Below are 22,542 nucleotides of genomic sequence, written 5' to 3'. Positions count from 1 at the left end.
TTCACGACTCGAACCCACCATGCCTGAGAAGAAGCAACCCGCGAAGAAGGCGGCGCCTGCAAAGGCCGCCAAGAAGACCGCCGCAAAGGCAGAAAAGAAAGCAACCGCCAAGCCCGCCGCCGATGGCGCCCCGGCTCCGGTGAAGGTGAGCGGGTTCACCCTCAAGCAGCGCCAGCGCCTGCTCGACCTCCGCGATGAGCTGGTCGATGCCATGTCCGGCATGACCGGCGAAATCCGCAACGCCCCTTCGGGCAGCGAGGCTTCCGGCAGCGGGATGCACCAGGGCGACGCCGGCAGCGACGCCTACGACCGCGACTTCGCCCTCAGCGTGCTGGCCAAGGAGCAGGACGCCCTTTATGAGATCGAACAAGCCCTGCGCCGGATCGACCGCGGCGTTTACGGCCTCTGCGAAATGTCCGGCAAGAGCATCCCGCAGGCCCGCCTCGAGGCGATCCCGTTCGCCCGCCTGACCGTCGAATGCCAGGCCCAGTGGGAGAAGGAATACGGCAACCGCCGCTTCCGCCCGTCGAACGAAGTCGGCTTCTCCGGTGGAAAATACGGAGATGATGAAGATTCCGACACGGTTTCGCTTGACGAGGATGACGACTGAACTAGTCTCCGCGCCCCAACTTCCCGCTCATGCCACGCGACATCATCATCCTCGAATGCACGGAAGCCCGACCGGAGGGTAAATCCCCGTCCCGCTACGTGACCACGCGCAACAAGAAAAGCCTGCGCACGCCGGGTCGCCTGGAGAAGGTGAAATTCAATCCCGCGCTCCAACGCCGTACCCTTCACCGCGAACTCCGCTAATTTCCCATGACCGAACCGAAGACCGTCAAGCGCCGGATCGCCTTCCGCAAGGCGAACCGCAAGATGACCCGCCGCCGCCACGACATCCCGGCGGACGACGTCGACTACAAGAATCCCGACCTGCTTTCGAAGTTCACTTCCGAAACCGGCAAGATCCTTCCCCGCCGCGTCACCGGCGTGTCGGCCAAGCTGCATCGCAAGATCACCCGCTCGATCAAGCGCTCCCGCGCCGTGAACCTGATGCCCTGAGCGTCGGTTCGAACTGAAACGCTTTACCGGAAGCCTGCCCGTCACCCGGGCGGGCTTCTTTCGTTTGACCCCTGATGAAGGAACTCAAGGACACCCAGAACGAACGCGACGACCGCAACCTGCCGATCGACCGGGTCGGGGTGAAGGGCCTGCGCTTTCCCGTTGAAGTCCGCGACCGCGATGGCAGCGCGCAACGGACGGTGGCCACCGTCGCCCTGGCCGTCGATTTGCCCCACCACTACAAGGGCACCCACATGAGCCGCTTCGTCGAGGTGCTCAATTCCCATGGCGGCTGCCTCGATGTCCGCTCCATGGCCGGCCTGCCGCGCGAGCTCCTGAAACGGCTCGACGCGAAGAAGGCCCACGTCGAGTTCCAGTTCCCGTTTTTCCGCTCGAAGCCGGCACCGGTGACGGGCCAGGCCGGCTTGATGGACTACGAGGTGCGCTTCGAGGTCGAGGCAGAGAAGGACGGACCCCTGGACTTCGTGGTCACGGTGATGGTGCCCGTCGCCACCTTGTGCCCGTGCTCGAAGCAGATCAGCGACCGCGGGGCCCACAACCAGCGCGGCGTCGTGACCTACTCGGTCCGCTGCAAGGAGCCAGTGTGGATCGAGGACCTGGTTGAACTGGTCGAGCGCTCGGCCAGTTGCGAACTCTACAGCCTGCTCAAGCGTCCGGATGAGAAGGCCGTCACCGAACGTGCCTACGACAACCCGGTCTTCGTCGAGGATCTGGTGCGGAATGTCGCGTCCCGTTCGAATGCCCACGAGGACATCGTGTGGTACCGGGTGGAGGCGGAAAATTTCGAGTCGATTCACAATCACAACGCCTATGCGGTGATTGAGAAGGCGGGGTAACCGAGGCCTTCGGACTGGAAAACGCGATGCTCCGCTGATTGTGTTTTCTGGAATGGAGGACCCCACGGAGGAACCGCTTTATGATCTGATCCTCGGGATGGTCCTTTGGGGCGAACCCGAAGAGGATATCCTCCATCGGCTCGAGGTGAACGGGGTCACGGGCACGCGGGCAGCCGGGATCTACTCCGCCGCGAGATCCGAACGTATCGATCAGATCCGCGGGGAGTGCGCCCGGAAGATCCGGATCGGAATCATCATGGCCGCGGTAGCGGCAGCAATATTCTGCGGTTCCTGGTTCGGTCTCCGTGTTATCCCGAGATTGTTCATCGCCGGTTGCGGGGTGGTTTTCGGATTGGGGATGCTGAGGCTGATCGACGGGGCTGCCGGGTGGCTGATGGCGGCCCAGAAAGAGGGGCCTGTTTCGGACTCGATCTGAGAGGATGACCGCATTCCTGAGGCTGACTTTCCCTCCTTTCCTCTTGCATTTTTCCATCGCTTGCAACCTTGCGGCGACGCGGCGTAAAACGTCCCTCCACCCATGACCGACGTCCCGACCGAAGCCGCCAGCCAGCATATTGAAACCATCGCCAAGGAGACCGGCATCAAGGCCAGCTCCGTGGCCGCGACTGCCAAGCTCCTCGCCGAGGGCGCCACGATCCCGTTCATTTCCCGCTACCGGAAAGAGGCCACCGGCGAACTCGACGAAGTCCAGATCCAGGCGGTCCGCGACCGCATGCTGCAACTTGCCGAGCTGGATGCCCGGCGCACATCCATCCTCAAGTCGCTCGAGGAACGCAGCCTGCTGACGCCGGAGCTGAAAAAGAAGGTCGCCGGCGCCCAGACGATGACTTCGCTCGAAGACATCTTCGCACCGTTCCGGCCGAAGCGGCAGACCCGCGCCACGAAGGCGAAGGACAAGGGACTCGTGCCCTTGTCCGAGTGGTTGCTCGCCAACCAAGGTGCCGATCCGGCGGAGGAGGCCGCGAAATTCGTCGATGCCGAAAAGGAGGTCGCCGACGCCGGCGAGGCATTGGCAGGCGCCCGCGACATCATCGCCGAAAGGGTGGCGGAAGATGCAGCGCTGAGGGGTCGGGTCCGCGAGGTCTATCAGGAAGAAGCGGTGATTTCCTCGAAGGTGATGTACGGCAAGGACACCGATCCGGAAGCGGCAAAGTATCGCGACTACTTCGAGTGGAGCGAACCATTGAAGACCATTCCCTCCCACCGTCTGCTGGCGATTCGCCGTGGCGAGAAGGAGAGTTTCCTGATCATGCGCGTCGAGATGCCGCTCGACCGCATCGCCGCGATGGCGGAGCCCGACTGGGTCAAGGGCCGCGGGCCGGCGGCGGACCAGGTGCAGATGGCGGTCGAGGACGGCTGCAAGCGCTTGTTGATGCCATCGATGGAAACCGAGATGCGCTTGGCCGGGAAAAAGGTCGCGGATGAAACGGCCATCAAGGTCTTCGCCGACAATCTCCGCGAGCTCCTGCTGGCCTCGCCGCTCGGGCGCAAGCGCACCCTGGCGATCGACCCCGCATTCCGCACCGGTTGCAAGACGGTCGTGCTCGATGCCCAGGGGACGCTGCTGCATCACACGGTGCTCTACGCCACCGCCGGCTCCAATAACCAGCTCTACGAGGCCGCGGTGGAGCTCGCGGGTTTGGTGACCAAATACAAGATCGAGGCGATCGCGATCGGCAACGGCACCGCCAGCCGTGAGACCGAGGCCTTCGTCAGGAAGCTCAAGCTTCCATCGTCGATTCCCGTCATCATGGTCAACGAGTCCGGGGCATCGGTTTATTCCGCGTCCGAAGTCGCCCGCGAGGAGTTCCCCAACGAGGACGTGACGGTTCGGGGCGCTGTCAGCATCGGCCGCCGCTTGATGGATCCGCTCGCCGAGCTGGTGAAGATCGATCCCAAGGCGATCGGCGTCGGGCAGTATCAGCACGATGTCGACCAGCGTGCCTTGAAGGCGAGCCTCGACGACACGGTGACCAGTTCGGTGAATGCCGTCGGGGTCGAGCTCAACACCGCATCGAAGCAATTGCTCGCCTACGTCTCCGGCCTCAATGCCACCCTCGCCGAGAATATCGTCGCTTTCCGCACCGAGAAGGGTGGTTTCAGTTCCCGTGAAGAGCTGAAAAGCGTTCCCCGACTCGGCGACAAGGCCTTCGAACAGGCGGCCGGCTTCCTGCGGGTTCGTGACAGCAAGCATCCCCTGGATGCCTCGGCCGTCCATCCCGAGCGCTACCCGCTGGTCGAACGGATGGCCGCCGACCTGGGCTGCGCGGTCACCGACTTGCTCACCAGCGACAGCCTTCGGAAGCAGATCGACCTCAGGAAGTATGTCGATGGCGATGTCGGCTTGCCGACCTTGCAGGACATCCTCGCCGAGCTGGCGAAACCCGGCCGCGACCCGCGCAAGCAGTTCGAGTTGTTTTCTTTCGCCGAGGGAGTTGAGAAACCGTCCGACTTGAAGGAAGGCATGAAGTTGCCGGGGATCGTCACCAACGTCGCGGCCTTCGGCGCCTTCGTCGATGTCGGCGTCCATCAGGATGGCCTGGTGCATGTCAGCCAGCTGTCGGACCAGTTCGTCCGCGACCCGGGTGAGGTCGTGAAGGTCGGGCAGAAGGTGATGGTCACCGTGATGGAGGTCGACCTCCCGCGGAACCGGATCTCGCTGTCGATGAAGTCGAATCCCGATCTCGAGGGCCGCCGCAGCCAGAACGGCGGTGGCCAGCGCGACCGGGGCCCGCGTCCACCTCAGCGCCGCGACTCTCGACCGCAGCAGCAGGGCGGGGGAGGCGGCGACTGGTTCAGCCAGGCAATGAACCAGGCGAAGAAGCGCTGATCGGGCCGGCGGGAAGCGGGGGGTCGCTGGAATCGCTCGCCGCGATCCCTCGCCGATCCATACGCCTGCTGATTTTCCAAGTGCGGGATGGGGATCAATTTCCCAATCTCATGCCGCGATGAAGATCACGAAAGTATGCTGTCAGGGCTGCGGCGCGGACCTGCAGGTGGACGAGGACGTCCGTTACGTGACCTGCAACTACTGTCACGCCCGCCTGGAGGTCGTCCACGATCCCTCCGTCACCCACACCCGGTTGATGGAGAAGCTGGAAAAGACCACCGACCAGATGGCCGCAAATCTGAAGGTGATCGCGCTTCAGAATGATCTCGAGCGCCTCGACCGCGAATGGTCGGGATCACGGGAGAACTTCATGATGACCGGTCGGAATGGCAGCCGTTCCGTGCCCACCCGCACGGGCAGCGTGGCAGGCGGCATCATCGGATTGGTCTTCATCGTCATTTGGATCGGCCTTGCGGCTTCATCGGGAGCACCCGGACCCTTCGTCCTGTTCGGCGTCGTGATCGGCGCGTTCATCATGGTCAACATGGTTCGCGGAACCGTGAAGGCCACCGATTTCGAAGGCGCGGAATCCACCTACCGGCAACGCCGCGCGGAGATTGTCCGCGAGCTCGAGGAGGCCAGGAGGCAGTGAATCTTGTCACGCTGACGGGTTGCCTGCGGAAATCGGCATGAGACGATCCGCCGATCATGAAGGCATGCCTGCTCGCGACACTGCTGGTTTCCACGGGACTGCTTCCGGGGCGGGCCGGGGAGGTGAGGACCTGGAAAACAGCGGATGGCAGCAAGGCCATCGACGCGGAATATGTGGGCTCCCGGGATGACAAGGTGACAATCCGTCGGGTCGACAATCGCAAATTGTTCACGATCCCCTTGGCCTCGCTTTCGGAGGATGACCGGAAGTGGGTCGAAGCGACCCTTGCGACTGCCGCGGAAGAAGCGGCAAAAGCCGACAAGTCGAGTCCCTTTGCAAAACTCCTCACCGGCGAATGGGAACGCACCGAGGGACATGGCCTCCAATATCGGATATTCGGCGCACGGAAACTGCGGGGCGCCGACGAGGAAGGTTATCCGCTGGTCATTTATCTTCATGGGCGCGGCGGCGATGTCATGACCCCGGAACAACCCGGTGAGGCAAGGACATTTACCGACGAGGCACAATATCGGAAGCACCCTTGTATCGTTATCGCCCCGCAATGCACCGAGGAAGGCTCATGGGACGGCAACAATGCGGATGCTGTGATTGATATCGTCGGCGATCTGGTGAAGAAGCTGTCGATTGATAAAAATCGGATTTATCTCACCGGATATTCGATGGGGGGATACGGGACGTTTTATTTACTGGGAAAAGAACCGAAGTTATTCGCTGCCGGCATTCCGGTATCCGGAGGAGGGAATCCGAATACGGCGGAGGAATTCAAGAAAGTGCCAGTTTGGGTATTTCACGGTGCCAAGGATCCCACGGTTAAACCGGAACAGAGCCAACGGATGGTTGAGGCGCTGGAAAAGGCCCGTGGCAATGTGAAGTACACCGAGTTTCCCGATGGCGACCACGGGATCGCGGGTCGTGTCTACAACGACCCGGAAGTCCACGAGTGGCTGTTTGAACAAAAACGCTAACCCGGCCATTGCGCGGGATGAAACCGGGGACAAGGTGCCAGATGCCAGTCCTCGACCAGCGGCTGATCCGCCAAGGGTGCGAACACGACACCGCGGGAATTGCCGGATTGTGCGGCAGGTCGTGGACCCGGGTGTCTGAAGATATTCTCTGGGCTGGTTCTCCAAGCGATACGGTGCAGGCCAAGCGGGCCGAAGCTTGGGGCCAGCGGCTCCGCGATCCGGCAACCAACGTGCTCTTGGCGGTCTCGGGCCGGCAGGTCATCGGATGTGCCGCGCTCGGAACGGCTGAGCTGCCGTCGACCGGGCGACGGGTCGCGTCCCTCATTTCATTCCTGGTGGATCCCGCGGAGAACGATCGCGACACCGCGGAGAAATTGCTTTCAGAAGCCGTGAGATGGGCGCGTCGCTCGGATTGCGATCAAATCATCCGGTGGCTCTACCCGCAGGATCATCGGGCGCAGAGCCTCCTGACGGTCCTTGGATTCCAGCGGGACGGCGGAAAGAGAGGTCGCGCCTCCCGGGGCAGAATCCGCCATGTGATGAATCTCCGGACCGAAGGCGGATTCGACTCGCCCGCCCGCCCGCCCGGGCGTTGAGTGCCCGCGGTTCATGGAGATTTCGGAAAACTGGTTGCGGTCCCAAACCGGCTGGCAGCCCTTCAAGGAAGGCCGGGCGAAGGCGGAGCAAGGATTGGTCACGGGATTCAAGCAGACCGGTTCAATTTATCAGGGCGTCATTCGCGATGGCCGCCTGAACCTGCGCCCCACGGTGAAAGTCGCCGGGCCAACGGATGTGCGGGTCCAGTGTGGCTGCCCCGAGAATCGAGCCACCGGGGGCATTTGCTCCCACGCGGTCGCCGTTCTTTTGACGGCCCTCCGGGCGAGTGCCGCCGAGTCTTCCAAGACTTCAATGCCCGTCGCCCCGTTGCCACCGGCGGCTTGGGAGATCCGGTTGTCACCCCGCCTCCAGGCCGAACTTGCCCTCGATAAGCTCACGGTCCGCCTGCTTCGGTCAAATGGGCCCCTGATCGACATCGACAAGGATCTGACCTCCTGGCTCGGCTCCAAAAAGCTGCTCCCGGAGGGCGAGAGCCCTCTCACGCTCTCGCTGCGAGGGCACGAAACCGGCGAGTTCCTCGATCTCGTCGCCGGCCATCCGAGGATCGGGATCGAGGGGCAGTCAGGATCGTTCCAACTCGCCGACGAGCCCGGTTTTCCGCTGCGGCTCGAAGACAGCCGTCTGCTTGGCGACCACGTTCAGTTGGTGCTCTCGCAAACCGAGCAGCGCCGGCAATTGGTGCGCTGGGGGGATGCCATGGCGATCGTCGGTCCAGAGGGCGCCTATCGTTTGCCGGGGCGTTCAAGCCGTGACGAATGGGCCTCTTCTGTCGATTCCCTCGCTCGCTCCGCACGCCTGAAGCTACCGCTTGAAACGTTTCTGAGGTCGCTGGATGCGTGGATGGATCTTTTCGAGCCGCCCCATCCCGGTTGGCTGGGGTCACTCCGATTTGCCAGCAGCGAGCCCTCATTCGAGCTTGAGCTGGAGGGATCCCTGGAAGCCGTCGAAGCCGTTCTCAAGGTTCGCTATCCGGGCTTGGTAGCCATGACGATTCCGGCGCTCGACGAGGCCATTCCCGGACTCCCACGCCTCGCAACCGACGGCCATCTCTTGTCCCGGGATTTGATGGCGGAGAATCGCGCCCGCCGCCGTCTGATTTCCTCAGGCTTCCAGTCGTCCTCCGGTCATGCCCGGTTCCGCCTCGCGGGTAAAGAAGACATCCTCGGTTTCGTGGCCGACGAGTTGCCTGATCTTCGCTCGCGGTGGCTCGTCAGGGTGGGGGATCGCCTCGCGACGGTCCTCAAGCGGGTGCATGTGGTTCGACCGGAAATCCAGGAAACCGCCAATCACGGGAGCTCGGCAGAATTTGAACTGTCGTTCCAGACCACCGGTGGGAAGCGCATTCCAAGCGCCGAGATTCGCCGGATCCTCCGGGGTGGGAAGCGGAACGTAAGGCTGTCGAGCGGTGCGGATCTGGTCGTCTGCCGCAGTTGCGAGGAAGTGGTGAATCCCATGGTCGAAGAGATGGGAATCGGCCGTCCTGACGAGACGATCCGGCTGTCAGGAGCGGCCACGATCCTATTCCGAAATTTGCGGGAGAATATTTCTTCAGGACTACCGAGAAACGATGTAGGGGATAGCATTGGGCGTGGATCCGAGACTGCACCAAGGATCCAAGTAGAGAATCTAAACGCTCGCTTGCGAGACTATCAAGCGATTGGAGCCGCATGGATGGTGGATCGCCTGGAGCATCTGGGTGGCGTGTTGCTCGCGGATGAGATGGGACTTGGAAAAACACTTCAAACTATTGCTGTAATCAATCATTTGAAGCAGGTGGGCGATGCTTCCGGAATCTGTCTGGTCATCGCTCCAACTTCCCTCCTGGGGAATTGGATGGCGGAGCTGGAACGCTTCGCGCCGCAACTGCGTTGCCTCCTTTTTCATGGCACGCACCGAGACGCGCTCCGGGAGGCAATCCAGGATCAAGACGTGGTTGTCACAAGTTACGGAACCTTGGCCCGGGATCTGGCCTTCCACCTCAAGAGGGAGTATCGGCTGATCGTTGCCGACGAGGCCAGTCTTCTTAGGAATCCGGACGCCGCCACCTCCAAGTCGCTGGCCAAGTTGAAAGGCCAAGGGAGAGTTGCTCTCACCGGCACTCCGGTCGAGAACCGGGTCCAGGATCTCTGGTCGATCTTTCGCTTCGTCGCCCCTGGCTATCTGGGAGAGCGCCAGGACTTCAAGGAACGCTACGAGGAGCCATCCGATCCCGAAGCCCCGTCATCGAGCGGTCGATTGAAACGTCTCCGCTTGCGAACCTCTCCATTCCTGCTGCGCCGAACCAAGGAGGAGGTCGCGAGCGACCTGCCGGACAAGATTCTGGTCGATGAGTGGCTGAGTCTGCGTGGAGAGCAAGCGGAGCTCTATGCGAGCTTGGCTCGAGCGGGTCTCGAGGAGCTGGATCGTGTGCGGGAGCGCCAAGGAGAGGGCGCCGGGCGAATGCACCTGCTCACGCTCTTGCTGCGACTCCGGCAGGTATGCGTCGACCCAGGATTGCTGGATCTCGATCGCAGCGAAGAGCTCGACGCTATCAAACTGGAGCGTTTGTTTGAGATTCTCGAAGAACGCTTTGAGAGTGGAGCAAAAACACTGGTCTTCAGCCAATTCGCAAAGAATTTACGAAAAATTGAGAAGAAGATCGGATCGCGATTCGGCCGGGTGTTTTGCATCGATGGCAGCACCCGGGAGCGTCAGGTTTTGGTGGATTCTTTCCAATCCGAGTCGGGACCGGCGGTCTTTTTGATCAGTCTCAAGGCCGGCGGCTACGGGCTCAATTTGACCGCGGCGGATGCCGTGATTCATTTGGATCCTTGGTGGAACCCAGCCGTGGAAGCCCAGGCGACTGACCGGGCGCACCGCATCGGACAGACCCGACCCGTCACGGTGTACCGACTCCTGACCCGCGACACGGTCGAAGAGCGGGTTCGGCGGATGCAGGATCGCAAACGCGTCCTGATCGATGCGGCGACTGGTGCTGATTCGGATTTGGCGGTTCCTCAGAATTGGACCCAGAAGGACTTGGAGGAACTGTTGCGATGAGAGGTCGCGAATCCTTCTTTTCCTGGTTGTGGTTGCATCGAGTGCCATGAAAGCGCCCGAATTCAACTTGTGACAATGTATGTAATGCGAAATCTATCCCTCTCGGATATCGTCCTCTGCTTGTGCTCCCCGACCCTGTGAATTCACACGCCGTCCCTCTCGTGCCCAAGATATCGACTCTGGAGTAGCTGCTCCTTACATCCCGGGGATGGCCGGCAAGCGCACCTCATCTCAAATCGATCGTTCGCCATTTGGACTGATCACGAATCGGCAAACTCTGATTTCGGCCGCGGTGTTTGGATCAGCCGGCCCCCTCCGGTCCGTCTGCCAATCTTTGCAGGCCACTCTGCACGAAATCCTCTCACGTCGTCTAGTTTCGGCGATCCTGCTCGCCCGGACAAAACAACCATAGGCCTGTTTGGAAGCATGGCTTATTGGTTGCTGATGGTATTTCCTCTTGTCGCATGGGTAAGAGGGTTAATCTGGCGAATACGGCGATTTCTTCTACAATTTGGCAAAACGTCTGACTAAATGGCGAAATCCGGGTTTTCCTGACGTCAGCCCAAGCACAAATAAAGGACCCCGAGCGAACCGAGTTCACGGTAGTGGTACAGTTTAAATCTCCTGCCGATTTGGCACGGGCAAAGTGTACCGGTTGGGTTGTACGGGGCGGGATAATTTGGGGATGACTGAGCGAGACGACCAAGGGCTTATTCAATCGGCATTCTTTCAGAGTCCAATAGAACGAGAACTACGTTCCACTATCGTTCAAATCGTCGCGGACCTTGGCGGCAGTTTCATCACCCAAGCCACGATCCGAGCGGCTGGCGGAGGTTTCTATTCAGACGAGGAAATTCTCCGACTACTAAGGCTTGATGCTAGCTGCGGTGTCGATTGAACTCATACGCGGATCATCGGGCTTATACCCGTCGCGGGTTCTTGCGTAAATTTCGTCCGTTGACTCGAATCCGCGGATTTCCGTGTAGGGGAACGAATCCCACCCTTCGCCAATCACCCAAGCGACTAGTGTAACCCCGCCGCCCTTGCGCGTCCCGAGAAGGTGCGGCTCAATGGAAACCACGTCTTGGCCGCGACGCAATCGCGCAACCCGATATTCGCGGATGGTTCGCCGGATTTCTTCTTTGCTAGCAAACAAGCTCTTTCCCATCCCTAACCCCTTACCCTCAACCCCGACCCCCGGCAAGCCGGTACAGTTTCCATTTGGCTTGCCAACCCAGCAAGAGACCCCCGATTCTCGCGAATGGCTAGAATCCTTCTCCCCTTAGTGGTCGTTCTCTTTGCGTACTGCTCCGGCCCCAAGTGTCCTGTCTGCAAGAAAGCGCCGGTCAAGAGCGGGATTCGCGATGGATCGACAATCCTCCTATGCCCGAATGGCCACCAGTGGGCGGACTAACTCCCCTCAATCCCGCCTCAGCAACCCCACCACGTCCAGCACGCTCCACACCCGATCCGACACGCCCGCTGCCATTGCCGGGGTGGTTCGGAGGGTCTGATGGACACGGCAGAAATTGTAATATATGTAGTGGAGGCTGATGGCGTGGCAATGGTTCTCAAGCTTCTTTGAAAAGCCATTGGTCAATCGGGTGAAGCGGCGCATTCCCATACGCATCGTGAGGTTCTGCCGTTCAACATAGGACGTGCTGATGTATCCCTCATCGGGACAGCCTAGGATCGTGGTCTTGCGGGCGGTTTTGAACCCCATCGGACTATACCGGACTTGGCCCTTGGGTTCCCCGCCGTCCCCGTAGATCTTGACGAGCTGCGCGAAGTCCACGGCACCCGAACCGAACCCACCGGAAACAGCCTCAAGGTATGCATGGTGCCCGTCGGTCGTGAGTTGCACGCGGTTTGCCAGCCTTCCCGCCAAGTCGTCTATGAATGCTTTCGCCGCGTAGCCATCCCGGTTCCCGACGTGCCAGGACGGGACAAGCTTCGTGTCGGCACAAAGGGCCACCCATGTCCAAGCGTCCCCCCATCCGGCCATCTTCTGCAATTCGGTGGCGTTCTTGTTCTTCGCTCCGACGAATGACCAAATCTCGTCACACTCAAGGCGCTTGCACGGGAGGTTTTGGAAAACCTCGTCTTGATAGGCACTGCAAGCGTAGCCGAGACGCTCAAGCAGTTTTTGAATCGTGGTCCGGTGGACACCCGTCATGCGAACCGTTGACCGGAGGCTGTTTCCCTCGACAAGTGCCGCGATCACTTGCGCTTGCGTCTTGGGGTGTAGGTTGTTGCTCATCACCCCCTTGGGGTGATACGTGGTATAGTTTGACGGGTAAGGGGTTGAGGGTTAGGGATTCGGGATGCCAGAGGGAAACGCGCCGACGCCCGCAAAAACAATGGCCGCAGCCCGTGAGCAGGTTGCGGCCATGAGTTGGAAGGAAGTGCAGGAGTGTGCGGACGACGGAAAGTGGCGGGCTGAGGCCGCAAAGGAGCGTCTTGCCAGCCGCAAGACGTTCTGGGAAAAGTTTTTCAAGGTTGGCGCATTTCTAGTTCTTGCCGGCATTGGCGTAGCTCCATGGATAATTCAGCAATATCCACGCGAAGCGCACGCATCGCCAGAAACAGAAGCGCCACGATTACGCACGGAAGCAACCACTCCAGAACATCAAGAACCCGGTTTAGAATCTTCATCACTCCCCGATGGGGTGCTAGGTCCCCCGTTGCCGCCTACCGATTGAGGGATTAGGGGATCGGGGATGACCGGGACGGGCTGACCGGTTGATTCGGCGACCACGCGGGCTGCGGGTGTAGGGTTGAGGGGTAAATGAGAAGGATCGGCAGACATAAGTCCGACGATCCTAGTAGATTGGGAGGCTTTGAGCGAGTCAGAATCTAAACTGTACCACTACCGAGTTCACCAGGGTCCATACCGCTATGATATTGCGAGATATCGGGCTAGGAGTTTGTTTTAGAAGCCTCCGCCTCTCACCAAGTCAGCAAGTTGCTTTTGGAAGTCCATGATGTCCTCCTGACTCGGCCGATAGCCGACAGTGTCCGGGTCGAGCCCCGGACGTCCGGTTGAATCAAGCATCCAGATGGCGGTCTCGCCGTCGGAAAAGGTTACTTTGCCGGAAATCATCGCTCCAGGAAGCGCGACATGGTCCATGGTCGTGGTCACTTTGCCCGGAGCTGCCGGGGCCTCGGCCGGAATGTCGGGCTCGGGCTCTTTCTCGGGTTCTTTCGGCGTGTCCTGCAGTTGAATGCCCAGATCGAGGACCAGAAAGCGGGCATCCATGTAGGTGATGCTGATCTCGTAGTCTTCCTTAAGGCGCTTCTGGAGATCGGCGATACTGGCCCCTTCCGCGGCCCATGCGTGAAGGGCGGTTTTCTGTTCTTCGGAAAGCTTGCTGGCGCTGAACATGCGGCGATTCAGCCCCGCTGGCCGTCATTTCCAAGCCTCAAATCATGGAATGTGGCGGCAAGGTTTCCTCCAAACCGCAAGCCGACCAAGACCGGCGATGACTTCGCGTGCCGAGGTCGCCGGTCGACTGCGAAGAAGGTGCGGGAGCTCGACATCCAATCGCTGATACCGTTCGGAAAATCCCGGCTTGTGACGATTTCGAGCAACTGCACAGTTACTCGTGGTGAAACGAACCCAAGTTCCCCTTCTCCTGCTGCTTGCCCTCCTTTGCGGTGCTTGGATCGCGGATTGCAGCCGTCCTCGGCCGACTCCTTTCAATCAAATTCCGCATGCCGCAACCCCGCTGGCGAGAACTCCCGGGCGGGTCGAACTCCGCGAGGACCGGGGCATTGGAGCAAAGCATGTGGACGCAGGCATCGCCGGGAAGCTGCCCCGTAGGGCGCCTGTGAACAATCCGGACGCATCGACCGTGGCGGCGATCACTGAAACGCCGACGCCTCGGAACGAGCGAGCGAAGTTGGCGCTGCTGGAGCGGATCCTCGCCGACTCGGAGTCATTCGCCGGATTGCCCGAAGAGCGACGTCAACAACTCGCCCTCTACGCCGGTCAGCTCGCCACGGAGCAATCTCCCCGCGTGCAGTGCTGGTCGATCGACACGCCGCCGGAAGTGGTGCAGGCATTTTTACGGGTCGAGCAGCAGTTCGCCCGGTTGGATGGAGCCAGTATCAAGGCCCTGCGCGTGGCCGACCGCTGGTCCAGGACGGCGGTCAACGGGTCCGGACAGGGCGTTCAGGGCCAGCCGGTCACTCTCACGTGGAGCATTGTCCCCGACGGAACCCCGATCTCATCCACTGATCCGACGGAGTCAACCGACACCAGCAGCCTGCGGGCGCGGATGACCGAACTCTATGGCGGGAGTGCCACCGGAGATCCCAGGGATCAACCGTGGTTCTCCGTCTTCCAGGCGGTGTTCGACAACCTCGCCGATATTTCAGGCCTGCAGTTTGTGTACGAGGAAAACGACGACGGTGTCTCCATTGACAGTTCCAGCGGAAGCAGCGACTGGGGCGTCGTCGGCACCCGTGGCGACATCCGCTTGAGCGGGCACCGGATCGACGGGAACAGCAACGTTCTGGCCTACGCCTACTACCCGGACAATGGCGACGTGGTCATCGATACCGCGGATAGTTATTACACCAATATCGGCAATACCTCGATCCGGCTCAGGAATATCCTCGAGCACGAAATCGGCCACTCGCTGGGCTTGGCCCACGTCTGCCCGGTCAACCAGACAAAGCTGATGGAGCCCTTCGTCAACATCAGCTTCCGCGGTTCCCAGTTCGACGATATCTATTCCCACCAGCGGAACTACGGCGATCCGCTGGAAGTCCACGGAGCTCTCCGGACGAATGATTCCGCGGCCAATGCGACCTCCATCGATCTCGTCGAAGGACAGACCTCGGTGTGGGAGTGGCTGAGCATCGACGATAACACCGATCTCGACTACTTCGCATTTACCGGGACCCGCAACCAGGCGGTGACCATCCGGATCATTCCATCGGATCCGATCCAACCAGCGGATCCCGCAGTGGACACTTACCTTGAGGGTGCCCAGAACTCTGATGGCAGCTGTAGTGCCGGCAGCGCCTTTGATCCCACGATCCAACAAGATCTGGTTCTGGAATTGATCGGTGCCAACGGATCTTCGGTGGAGGCGGCTTCCGCGTCCATGCCCGCCGGTGAGACCGAGCAAATCGTTGCATTTCCCCTTCCCTCCGACGGAATCCACTACATCCGTGTCCGGGGCGGCACCACCGACCGGGCTCAGCTTTACCGCATGGAAGTCAGCTTGATCGAAGCCGCATTGCTGCCGCGGGTGGAGGTCACGGCCAGGCGGCTCGACGCCGAGTCGAACAGCGGCGGCAACGGTGTGCCGGATCCGGATGAAACGGTGCGCTATGGGATCACATTTACCAATGAGGGAGGTCTGGTCGCCGAGAATATCTCGATCGTGCTCTCTGGCCCCGCTGGAGCCACGATCTTTGAGGGTGCTGTCGAGCTTGGCTCCCTGGCGCCGGGCGAATCGGCGGAAGGTCTTTTCACCTTCGCCGCCGCCGGGTCGACGGGTGGCACGGTTTCCTTTGACCTCCAGGTCACCGCGAACGGCTACTCCGACGTGCTGCCGTTTGAGCTAACATTGGGTTCAGTCCCGGACGCTCCGGGGCTCGACGAGAACTTCGATGATGACACCAGTCTGCCAGCCGGTTGGGGCAGCGTCACCGTCGGCTCGGGGAGCCCGTGGGTGATCCAGGCCAACAATCCGGACAGTCCGCCGAATGCCATCTATTCCCCCGCCGTCCTGTATCAGGGAGACGCGATCCTGACCACACCGGCGGTCGTCGCCGGGACAACCGGGGGCGTCTTCGAATTCCGACACAGCTACAACCATGAGGCGGGCTATGATGGCGGGGTGCTGGAAGTCTGCCGCAACGGTGGCGAGTGGTTCGACCTGATGAACTCTTCCGCGACGGTCACCGGCGGCGACTACAACGGGTCGATCGGCAAGAAGGTCGATTCCTCGATCAAGAACCGCGAGGCCTGGACCGACAACTCCTACGGCTACATCACCACGAGGGTGCTGCTCCCGTCCGCGTGGGCGGGCGACTCCCTCCGCTTCCGCTGGATCCTCGCCCACAACAGATACGTCGGGCGCAGTGGTTGGCACATCGACAACGTGAAATACTTCCCGGAACTTCCGACGGCTGATGCATTCAGTCCCTACGTCAGCCTCACGGCTTCCGGCAATTCCCTCGTCGAAGGGGATCCCGGAACCGCGGTGACCCTGTGGATGTCGACCCCCCTCCCTTTGGTCCGCGACGTCACGATGGAGCCGGACGTTTCAGGCAGCGCCTCGGAATCCGACCTGGACGAGGTGATTTCGTTCACGCTTCCAGCCGGTGAAACCAGTTACTCCAAGATTTTCTCGGCGGTTGACGACGGCATTCCCGAAGGTCGCGAAACCATGCTGCTGCAAGTCCCGCCGTCCGCCGTGGGCTTCGCCTTGGGGACTCCGTCCAGCGTCAGCCTCACCATCGACGATCCGCAGGTGGCCGCAGTCATGCTATCGGATCTCGTGGTGACCTACGATGGTTCCCCGAAGTCCGCGACCGTTTCGACCCAGCCCGAGGGCCTGGCGGTGGAGATGACCTACGACGGAACCGCGGCACTGCCCGTCGAGGTGGGAACTTATCTGGTCACGGCAACAGTCACGACACCCGGATTCACGGGTGGAACGAGTGGGATCTTCGAAATCGTTTCGGCCTACCGCGCGTGGATCGCCACCTTCCTTGATCCTGACAGTCCCGAAGCTTCATCTGGATTCGATCCGGATCAGGACGGATGGGACAACGCGAGCGAGTTTGCATTTGGAACCTTGCCAACGGACGCGAGCTCCTTGCCTCGCCTGGTTCCGGAAATCACACAAGACACCCTGCGTCTCATGGTGCCATCGCCACCACCGGGAATCCACCTTTCCGCCGAGACTTCAGATGCGCTCGGGAACTGGACTCGCGAAGGCGTTGTCGAGATCGAAGGAGGCTTTGAAGTCGCGCGAAGCGGGAATGCCCGCTTTTTGAGGGTCGTCTACGAATTGTCCAACTGACGGAGCAAAAAAAGACCGTAGCCGGCAACCCAAGCCAGCTACGGTCGAGGAATTCGATGCCGAGGTCCTCAGCGACCACGGCCACCCGGGCCACGACCGCCGCGGTTGCCGCCGCGACCTTCGATCAGCCGCTGCTTGGCTTCGTCGCTCAGGGTTGTCGACTCCTGGATGTAATTGGTGGCGGCTTCGCGGTCTTCCCGCATCCAGCGCATGGCGGCGATGCCGATGCTGCGCTCGCGGCTGCGGTCGTCGGAAATCGACTCGGCGAGCTGGATCGACTGCTGCGGATCCGCGGTCCGGTTCGACCAAATGAAGGTTTGGGTCGCCTCGTCACGGAGCTCGCCCTGCGGCTGGCTGTTGATCCAGTTCAAGGTGGCGGCACTGTCCTGGTTGGCCCAGGTGGAAACCACCGAGCGGACCGCATCGTCCGGATCTTCGGGGTTTTGCTGTGCCACCCATGCCGCGGCAGACGCCGGGTCGGTCCGGGCCCAGGCACCGGCGATGTCGCTCAGTGCACGATCCCGATCATTGCCTGCGGGGATGTTCGCGAGCTTGGCGGCCGCCCCTTCCGGGTCGGTCGCGGCGAGACTTTGCAAGGCTTCGGACATCGCGCGGTCACGGGCATCGGCGGGAAGGCTTTGAATCCACGCTTCCGCGGCGGAGAAATCGGAGCTCGCCCACTTGCTGGCAATTTCGCCGTAGGCGCGGACCTGATCGTCACCGCTCATGGTCGCGGCAACCTGGGCGGCCTTGGACGGGTCGCTCGAGGCGATCTCGCTGATCACCGAGTTCAAGGCGCTGCTCTTGTCGCGGCCGTCGAGGGTATTCGCCCAAGCCAGAGCCGCATCGGGATCGAGCTTGGCCCACTCCGCGGCGATGACCGAGGCACCGCTTTCGCCGCCCGGGCCACGCCCGCCGCCGAAGCCGCCCATCATCGCGAACTCACGCGGGTTCTCGGAGAAATACTTCGCCGCATTCTCGGGATCAACGCTGGCCCAGCTCTGGAGAATGGTCGGGCGCACGAACATCCCGCCCATGCCCATCGTGTTCGAATGGGCGAGCGCACCCTGCGGGTCGATCTCGGCCCAGCGGCCGAACAGCAGGAACGAGGCCATGATCCGCTGCGCCATCGGCAGGCTGTCGAGCTTGGCCGCCTCCGCCTCCAGCTGCGACGCATCCATCCCCGCGTAAAGGTCCATCAGCGATTGCATGCGCGCCAATTGGCCGGGTTCGCGGAGGATCTCGTCGAGGTTGCGGACCCGCTGCTTGGCCGAGCCTCCAGCAGCCGAATTCCCGGGGCGAACCCGGGTCTTGGTCTCGATGATCGCGTCGGCGGACGCGGTCGCGTCATTGTCAGGCGCGCCGGATTTGCCGGCGAGATAGCCTCCGGCTGCTCCGACGAGCATGGCCGCGATTCCGATGGTGGCGGTGTTTTTCATGGTGATGTGTACTCGCCGCACCAACCCTCCAATCTCGACGAAGTTGCGCGGGCGCCGGCTATTTCAGCGGCTTCGCGTGAATCTCCGGTTTCGGCGCTTTTCGCGGGCCCTTGCGCTCCATCGTCACGAAGAAGGCGCCGAGGATCCGGTCGTTCAGCAATTGCCCGTCGAGCCAGACCTCGAGATCGACGGGGCCGGGATCCAGGTCGATCGGAATGCGGATCGAGGTCGCCCCCTTTTGCACCTCCAGCTGCAGCTCCTCCTGGCCCGCACGGATATGGGCGAGACCGGCATTCAATTGTCCGATCGCGGTCCGCTCCGCGGCTTCGGCTTCAGGCGGAACCAGCGAAAACGAGAGCTCGTAGTTGCCCTCTTGCACCACGTCGATCTTCCAATGCCCCGACGTCGCTGGAAGCGGGTTGCGGGTGCCGGCGACCTGGCGCGCCTTGAGGAACTTCCGGATCGCATCATGCGTCACCAACGACTCCGCCCCGCGCGATTCGGCTTCCTTGGACGGCCACCAGTCGTGGGCGGTCAGACGAACGACTGCCTGATCGTCGCTTCCCACGCGGTAGCGCACCGGCTCCCTCACCACCGGAAACACCCGGTTCCACCAGCGGCCATACTCGGTGAGCAGGCGCTGGGCTTGCTTGGGTTCGCTCCGGAACAGGTCCGTTTTCTGGCCCGGATCCGAAACCATGTCGAACAGCTCCAGTCCGACCAGGCGCCACCGGCCGTCCCTGACCGAGAAATTCTGTCCCTTGAAGCGTCCCGCCGCGGCGTCTCCCGGCCAGCGCCCCACTTGGGTGAAGAAGGTCCGGCCCTGCGGAAATGCGTCCTCGCCGAGCAGCGCCTTCGCGAGATCCGCGCCGTCACCCGTCCACCCTTCCGGTCGAGGCACGCCGCACAGGCTGGTCAGGGTCGGCAGCAGATCAATGTGGGCCGCCAGTTCAGGAACCACCTTGCCCGCCGCGACTTTGCCCGGCCAGCGCACGAAGCAGGGAACCCGCACCCCGCCCTCATCGGGAGTCCCCTTCTTCCCTTTCATGCCGGCATTCCAGGCGCCCACGGCGGAACCGTTGTCGGTCATGAAAATCACCACGGTGTTGGTGGCAGCTCCGGATTTTTCGAGGGCATCCATCAGCATCTTGAAGTTCGAGTCGATGCTCTCGATCATCGCGTGAAACGCCGCGGGACCGCTCAGCTTCGAGCCTTTTACCGGTGGGATGTACGGGGCATGGGGTGCGTTGGTCGCGAGGTAGAGGAAAAAGGGCTGCTGCTCCCCGATCTGCTTCTCCATCCATGCCCTTGCTTCCTTGAAAAAGACATCGGTGCAATAGCCACTCGTCTTCTCCCATCCACCGCGGCGGCGGATCATCGGGTCGAAGTAGCCGTTGCCCCAGTAGTCGGGCGTCTGGCCGATGCCGCCGCCGCCATGCACGAAGACATCATCGAATCCCCTGTCCTCGGGCCGGCATGGGACGTTGTCGCCCAGGTGCCACTTGCCGAAGATCCCGGTCCGGTAGCCGGCGGCGCGGAACATTTCCGGCATCGTCGGGATTCCCGGCCGCAGCAAGCTGCGGCCCATGATGGTGTGGCTGATGCCGCAACTGAACTCGTGCAAGCCGGTCATGAGAGCGGACCGGGTCGGGGCGCAGGTCGGGCTGACGAAGAAATGGTCGAGCGAGGTGGACTCGCTGCGGAAAACATCAAGTGCTGGCGTTTTCACATGCGGGCTGCCGTGGCACGACAGGTCGCCGTAGCCTTGGTCGTCCGTCATCACCAGGATGACATTCGGGCCGGCGGCGAAGGCAAGGGTCGACAGGATCTTTGCGATTGCCGCCAGGACGGGAATTCGGAGCATGGGGAAAGCTTTTCCACCCGATGCCCGCCGACCGCAAGCCCTACCGTGTTCTCTTCGTCTGCATGGGGAACATCTGCCGTTCCCCTGCCGCTGAGATTGTCTTCCGCAAGATGGTCGATGAAGCAGGTCTCAACAAACGCATCGAAATCGATTCCGCCGGCACGATCGGCTTTCACGCCGGCAAGGGGCCCGATCCACGCATGGCGGAAACCTTGCGCCGCCGCGGCTACCCGATCGCCGGCCGCTCGCGGCAGTTTCGTGTCGCGGATCTGGTCGACTTCGATCTCATCCTAGCCGCGGATCAGGAGAACTTGTCCGATCTCCGCCGGCTCGATCGCGACGGCTCGTTCCGGAACAAAATCCAGCTGCTCGTGGACTATTGCCAGGACATCGAGGCCGACCATGTCCCGGATCCCTACTACGGGGGCGATGCCGGATTCGAGCACGTCGCCGACATCGTCGAGGATGCCTGCGGCGGTCTGCTGGAGCGCCTCAGCAGTTGATCCGAGACTCTCTTTGAATGTCCGGCGTGCTGCCCGGGGCTGATCCCGGGCAGCCGAGGATCATTCGTCGAGTAGCGACGCGATCCGTCCCCGCTTCTCGAGTCGTCGTCGCCACAAGAGCGCGGGACCGCGGAGGCGCTTGAGGGCCGAGGGCGACATACGGCTGATCGTGCGAACCATCTTGGCCGGGTTTTCGAACGTGACGCGACGGCGGCGCCCCTTGCGGCGCTTCTTGCGCTTTTTCTTCTTGGCTCCCTTGGCCGCCGCAGGAGCTGCGGCCGCCGCACCTTGGGGGGCGCGGCGCTTCGGCAAGACCAGCAAGTCGTCCGCAAAGAGCAGCACGTGACCCTGGGTCAACAGCCAGAACAGATCGGCAAACCACTCCTTGCCCGGCTCGGTTTGCCCTTCCGGAAGCATCGCCGTCCAAAGGTCGGAAAGCTTCTTGTCCGGGTTGGCCTCGAGCCATTCGACGATGGCCGCGGGACGCTCCGCGAGCTTCGCATCGGTGGTCAGCGGATGCGGGCGCGCAGGACCGGTGAAGAGCTTGCCTTCCCGTTTGAAGACGGAGAGGTGTTCGGCTTCGAGTAGCCGGCAAATCATCGGGATGAGAATCGCAGGATGCTTCCGGGCATGCGAGGTCGCGATCCGGACGCATGCCAGCAGGCCCACCGAAAGGTTCCGTGCCGGAATGTCGCCGCTCACTTCCGTCCCGCGGACTTCCTCGAACATCTCGGCGAATTTGCCGGTGGCGAAGTCCCGCTCGATCTCGCTGCGGTCAAAACTCCAGGCCTCGTCATCCGCGCCCTTCGGACGCCAGCGAACACGCTTGCGCATCGTGTCGAGCCATGCGTTCACCGCCTCCTCACCCCGCTCGGTGCGGACCCGCGACGCGTAGGCTTCGAAGGGCATGTTCGAAAACTGCTCGCGGTGAATGCGGCGCAGCGTCGTCTGGTAGGAATGGAAATTCGGCGGTCCGAGCCACTCGCCGCTCATCCCGCAGCGGGCCACCACCTGGAAGTTGCCGGACGGCGGGTCGGTCTCGACTTCTTCCGACTCGTAGAGCTCCGAGGCCGCCTCGGATTGCCAGAAGTGCGCGATCGCCTCGTCCTTGGTCAGCCACAGCGAGTCGCCGTTCTTGCTCTTGAAAAGCGGGCCGACCTTGTCGGAAACGGAAAACTGGAGGTGATACCGCTCCCGTCCCGCGAGGAGAATCTGTGAGACATCATAGAGCGAATAGACCCGGGCGACGTGATGGATTTCCCGCACCACCAGGTGCACCGCCTCGGCGGCCGGGACTATGCTCACCCGCACGCCATGCGCCGGCTGAGGAAGCTCGCGCGGTTCGAAGTCGCGCCCACCTCCCTGGCGGCGCCCTCCGCCGCGCGGTGGCCGGTAGCCCCCCTTGCCGCGGTCTCCCCCGCCCCCGCGGAACTCACGTCGTCCGCCACCGTCGCGGTGGCCGCGGTCATCGCGATCCCTCCGCTCGCGCGGGGCATCGTCGTCACGGGCAGGATACTTTTTCGCCGGTGCATCGCCCCGTGCCCACGAGGGGCCCAGTTCGAATGCGGACAGCAGGCGCTTTGCCAGCTCATCAGAGGGTTCACTCACGTCGCGAACCCTAGCGG

Annotated in this window: 18 protein-coding genes; 13 read left to right on the top strand and 5 right to left on the bottom strand. The window is 61.9% G+C overall.

The genetic code is table 11. The features are described from left to right. Positions 1–19 precede the first annotated feature (19 nt). The 10 genes from IG178_RS18230 to IG178_RS18185 all read left to right on the top strand — a co-directional run bounded on the left by IG178_RS18230 (position 20) and on the right by IG178_RS18185 (position 10,065). Positions 20–610, top strand: a complete 591-nt coding sequence (locus IG178_RS18230) for a TraR/DksA family transcriptional regulator (RefSeq protein WP_193214009.1) — start codon at positions 20–22, stop codon at positions 608–610. A gap of 29 nt (positions 611–639) precedes the next feature. Continuing rightward, a complete protein-coding gene (rpmG, locus tag IG178_RS18225) occupies positions 640–813 on the top strand; it encodes a 50S ribosomal protein L33 (RefSeq protein ID WP_193214008.1) in 174 nt (57 codons plus the stop codon). A gap of 6 nt (positions 814–819) precedes the next feature. Then, positions 820–1,062: a 30S ribosomal protein S18 gene (gene rpsR / locus IG178_RS18220; RefSeq protein WP_193214007.1), complete on the top strand. Its 243-nt coding sequence runs from the start codon at positions 820–822 to the stop codon at positions 1,060–1,062. A gap of 74 nt (positions 1,063–1,136) precedes the next feature. Further along, positions 1,137–1,919 carry a GTP cyclohydrolase FolE2 gene (folE2, locus tag IG178_RS18215; protein ID WP_193214006.1) on the top strand — a complete coding sequence of 261 codons (783 nt, stop codon included), beginning with the start codon at positions 1,137–1,139 and terminating at the stop codon, positions 1,917–1,919. Between the two features lie 52 nt (positions 1,920–1,971). Further along, complete coding sequence (locus IG178_RS18210) at positions 1,972–2,355, top strand: hypothetical protein (RefSeq protein ID WP_193214005.1); 384 nt, start codon at positions 1,972–1,974, stop codon at positions 2,353–2,355. 102 nt (positions 2,356–2,457) lie between these two features. After that, the gene (locus tag IG178_RS18205; protein WP_193214004.1) at positions 2,458–4,770 is read left to right on the top strand and encodes a Tex family protein; all 2,313 of its coding nucleotides are present in this window, start codon (positions 2,458–2,460) and stop codon (positions 4,768–4,770) included. A gap of 118 nt (positions 4,771–4,888) precedes the next feature. Further along, positions 4,889–5,422 carry a hypothetical protein gene (locus IG178_RS18200; protein WP_193214003.1) on the top strand — a complete coding sequence of 178 codons (534 nt, stop codon included), beginning with the start codon at positions 4,889–4,891 and terminating at the stop codon, positions 5,420–5,422. A 56-nt stretch (positions 5,423–5,478) separates the two neighbouring features. After that, a complete protein-coding gene (locus IG178_RS18195; protein ID WP_193214002.1) occupies positions 5,479–6,408 on the top strand; it encodes a prolyl oligopeptidase family serine peptidase in 930 nt (309 codons plus the stop codon). Positions 6,409–6,425: 17 nt separating this feature from the next. After that, positions 6,426–7,004, top strand: coding sequence for a GNAT family N-acetyltransferase (locus IG178_RS26385; protein ID WP_425499869.1), 579 nt, complete (start codon positions 6,426–6,428; stop codon positions 7,002–7,004). Between the two features lie 13 nt (positions 7,005–7,017). Beyond that, positions 7,018–10,065 (top strand): SNF2-related protein, encoded by a 3,048-nt coding sequence (locus IG178_RS18185; RefSeq protein ID WP_193214000.1) that lies wholly within the window; start codon positions 7,018–7,020, stop codon positions 10,063–10,065. A 1,420-nt stretch (positions 10,066–11,485) separates the two neighbouring features. On the opposite strand, the gene IG178_RS18180 is transcribed toward IG178_RS18185, so the two are convergent. After that, positions 11,486–12,325 carry an IS1 family transposase gene (locus tag IG178_RS18180; protein ID WP_193213999.1) on the bottom strand — a complete coding sequence of 280 codons (840 nt, stop codon included), beginning with the start codon at positions 12,323–12,325 and terminating at the stop codon, positions 11,486–11,488. A gap of 130 nt (positions 12,326–12,455) precedes the next feature. Here IG178_RS18180 and IG178_RS18175 point away from each other — a divergent pair, with 130 nt between their 5' ends. Further along, a complete protein-coding gene (locus tag IG178_RS18175) occupies positions 12,456–12,767 on the top strand; it encodes a hypothetical protein (protein ID WP_193213998.1) in 312 nt (103 codons plus the stop codon). Between the two features lie 230 nt (positions 12,768–12,997). Here IG178_RS18175 and IG178_RS18170 read toward each other — a convergent pair whose 3' ends face one another. Continuing rightward, positions 12,998–13,450 (bottom strand): hypothetical protein, encoded by a 453-nt coding sequence (locus IG178_RS18170; protein ID WP_193213997.1) that lies wholly within the window; start codon positions 13,448–13,450, stop codon positions 12,998–13,000. 445 nt (positions 13,451–13,895) lie between these two features. Here IG178_RS18170 and IG178_RS18165 point away from each other — a divergent pair, with 445 nt between their 5' ends. Then, positions 13,896–17,111: an MBG domain-containing protein gene (locus IG178_RS18165; protein WP_193213996.1), complete on the top strand. Its 3,216-nt coding sequence runs from the start codon at positions 13,896–13,898 to the stop codon at positions 17,109–17,111. A gap of 68 nt (positions 17,112–17,179) precedes the next feature. Here the strand turns inward: IG178_RS18165 and IG178_RS18160 are convergent, their stop codons facing one another. Together IG178_RS18160 and IG178_RS18155 are read right to left on the bottom strand one after the other, a co-directional pair. Then, positions 17,180–18,550 carry a hypothetical protein gene (locus tag IG178_RS18160; RefSeq protein ID WP_193213995.1) on the bottom strand — a complete coding sequence of 457 codons (1,371 nt, stop codon included), beginning with the start codon at positions 18,548–18,550 and terminating at the stop codon, positions 17,180–17,182. 58 nt (positions 18,551–18,608) lie between these two features. Further along, positions 18,609–20,414, bottom strand: coding sequence for an arylsulfatase (locus tag IG178_RS18155; protein ID WP_193213994.1), 1,806 nt, complete (start codon positions 20,412–20,414; stop codon positions 18,609–18,611). Positions 20,415–20,434: 20 nt separating this feature from the next. Between IG178_RS18155 and IG178_RS18150 the strand changes: the two genes are divergently transcribed. Then, positions 20,435–20,917 (top strand): low molecular weight protein-tyrosine-phosphatase, encoded by a 483-nt coding sequence (locus tag IG178_RS18150; RefSeq protein ID WP_193213993.1) that lies wholly within the window; start codon positions 20,435–20,437, stop codon positions 20,915–20,917. A 60-nt stretch (positions 20,918–20,977) separates the two neighbouring features. On the opposite strand, the gene IG178_RS18145 is transcribed toward IG178_RS18150, so the two are convergent. Then, positions 20,978–22,525: a hypothetical protein gene (locus IG178_RS18145; protein ID WP_193213992.1), complete on the bottom strand. Its 1,548-nt coding sequence runs from the start codon at positions 22,523–22,525 to the stop codon at positions 20,978–20,980. Between the last annotated feature and the right edge of the window lie 17 nt (positions 22,526–22,542).

Source organism: Neoluteolibacter marinus, from assembly GCF_014904755.1.
Classification (GTDB): domain Bacteria; phylum Verrucomicrobiota; class Verrucomicrobiia; order Verrucomicrobiales; family Akkermansiaceae; genus Haloferula; species Haloferula marina.
This window is presented reverse-complemented; position numbering and strand designations above follow the sequence as displayed.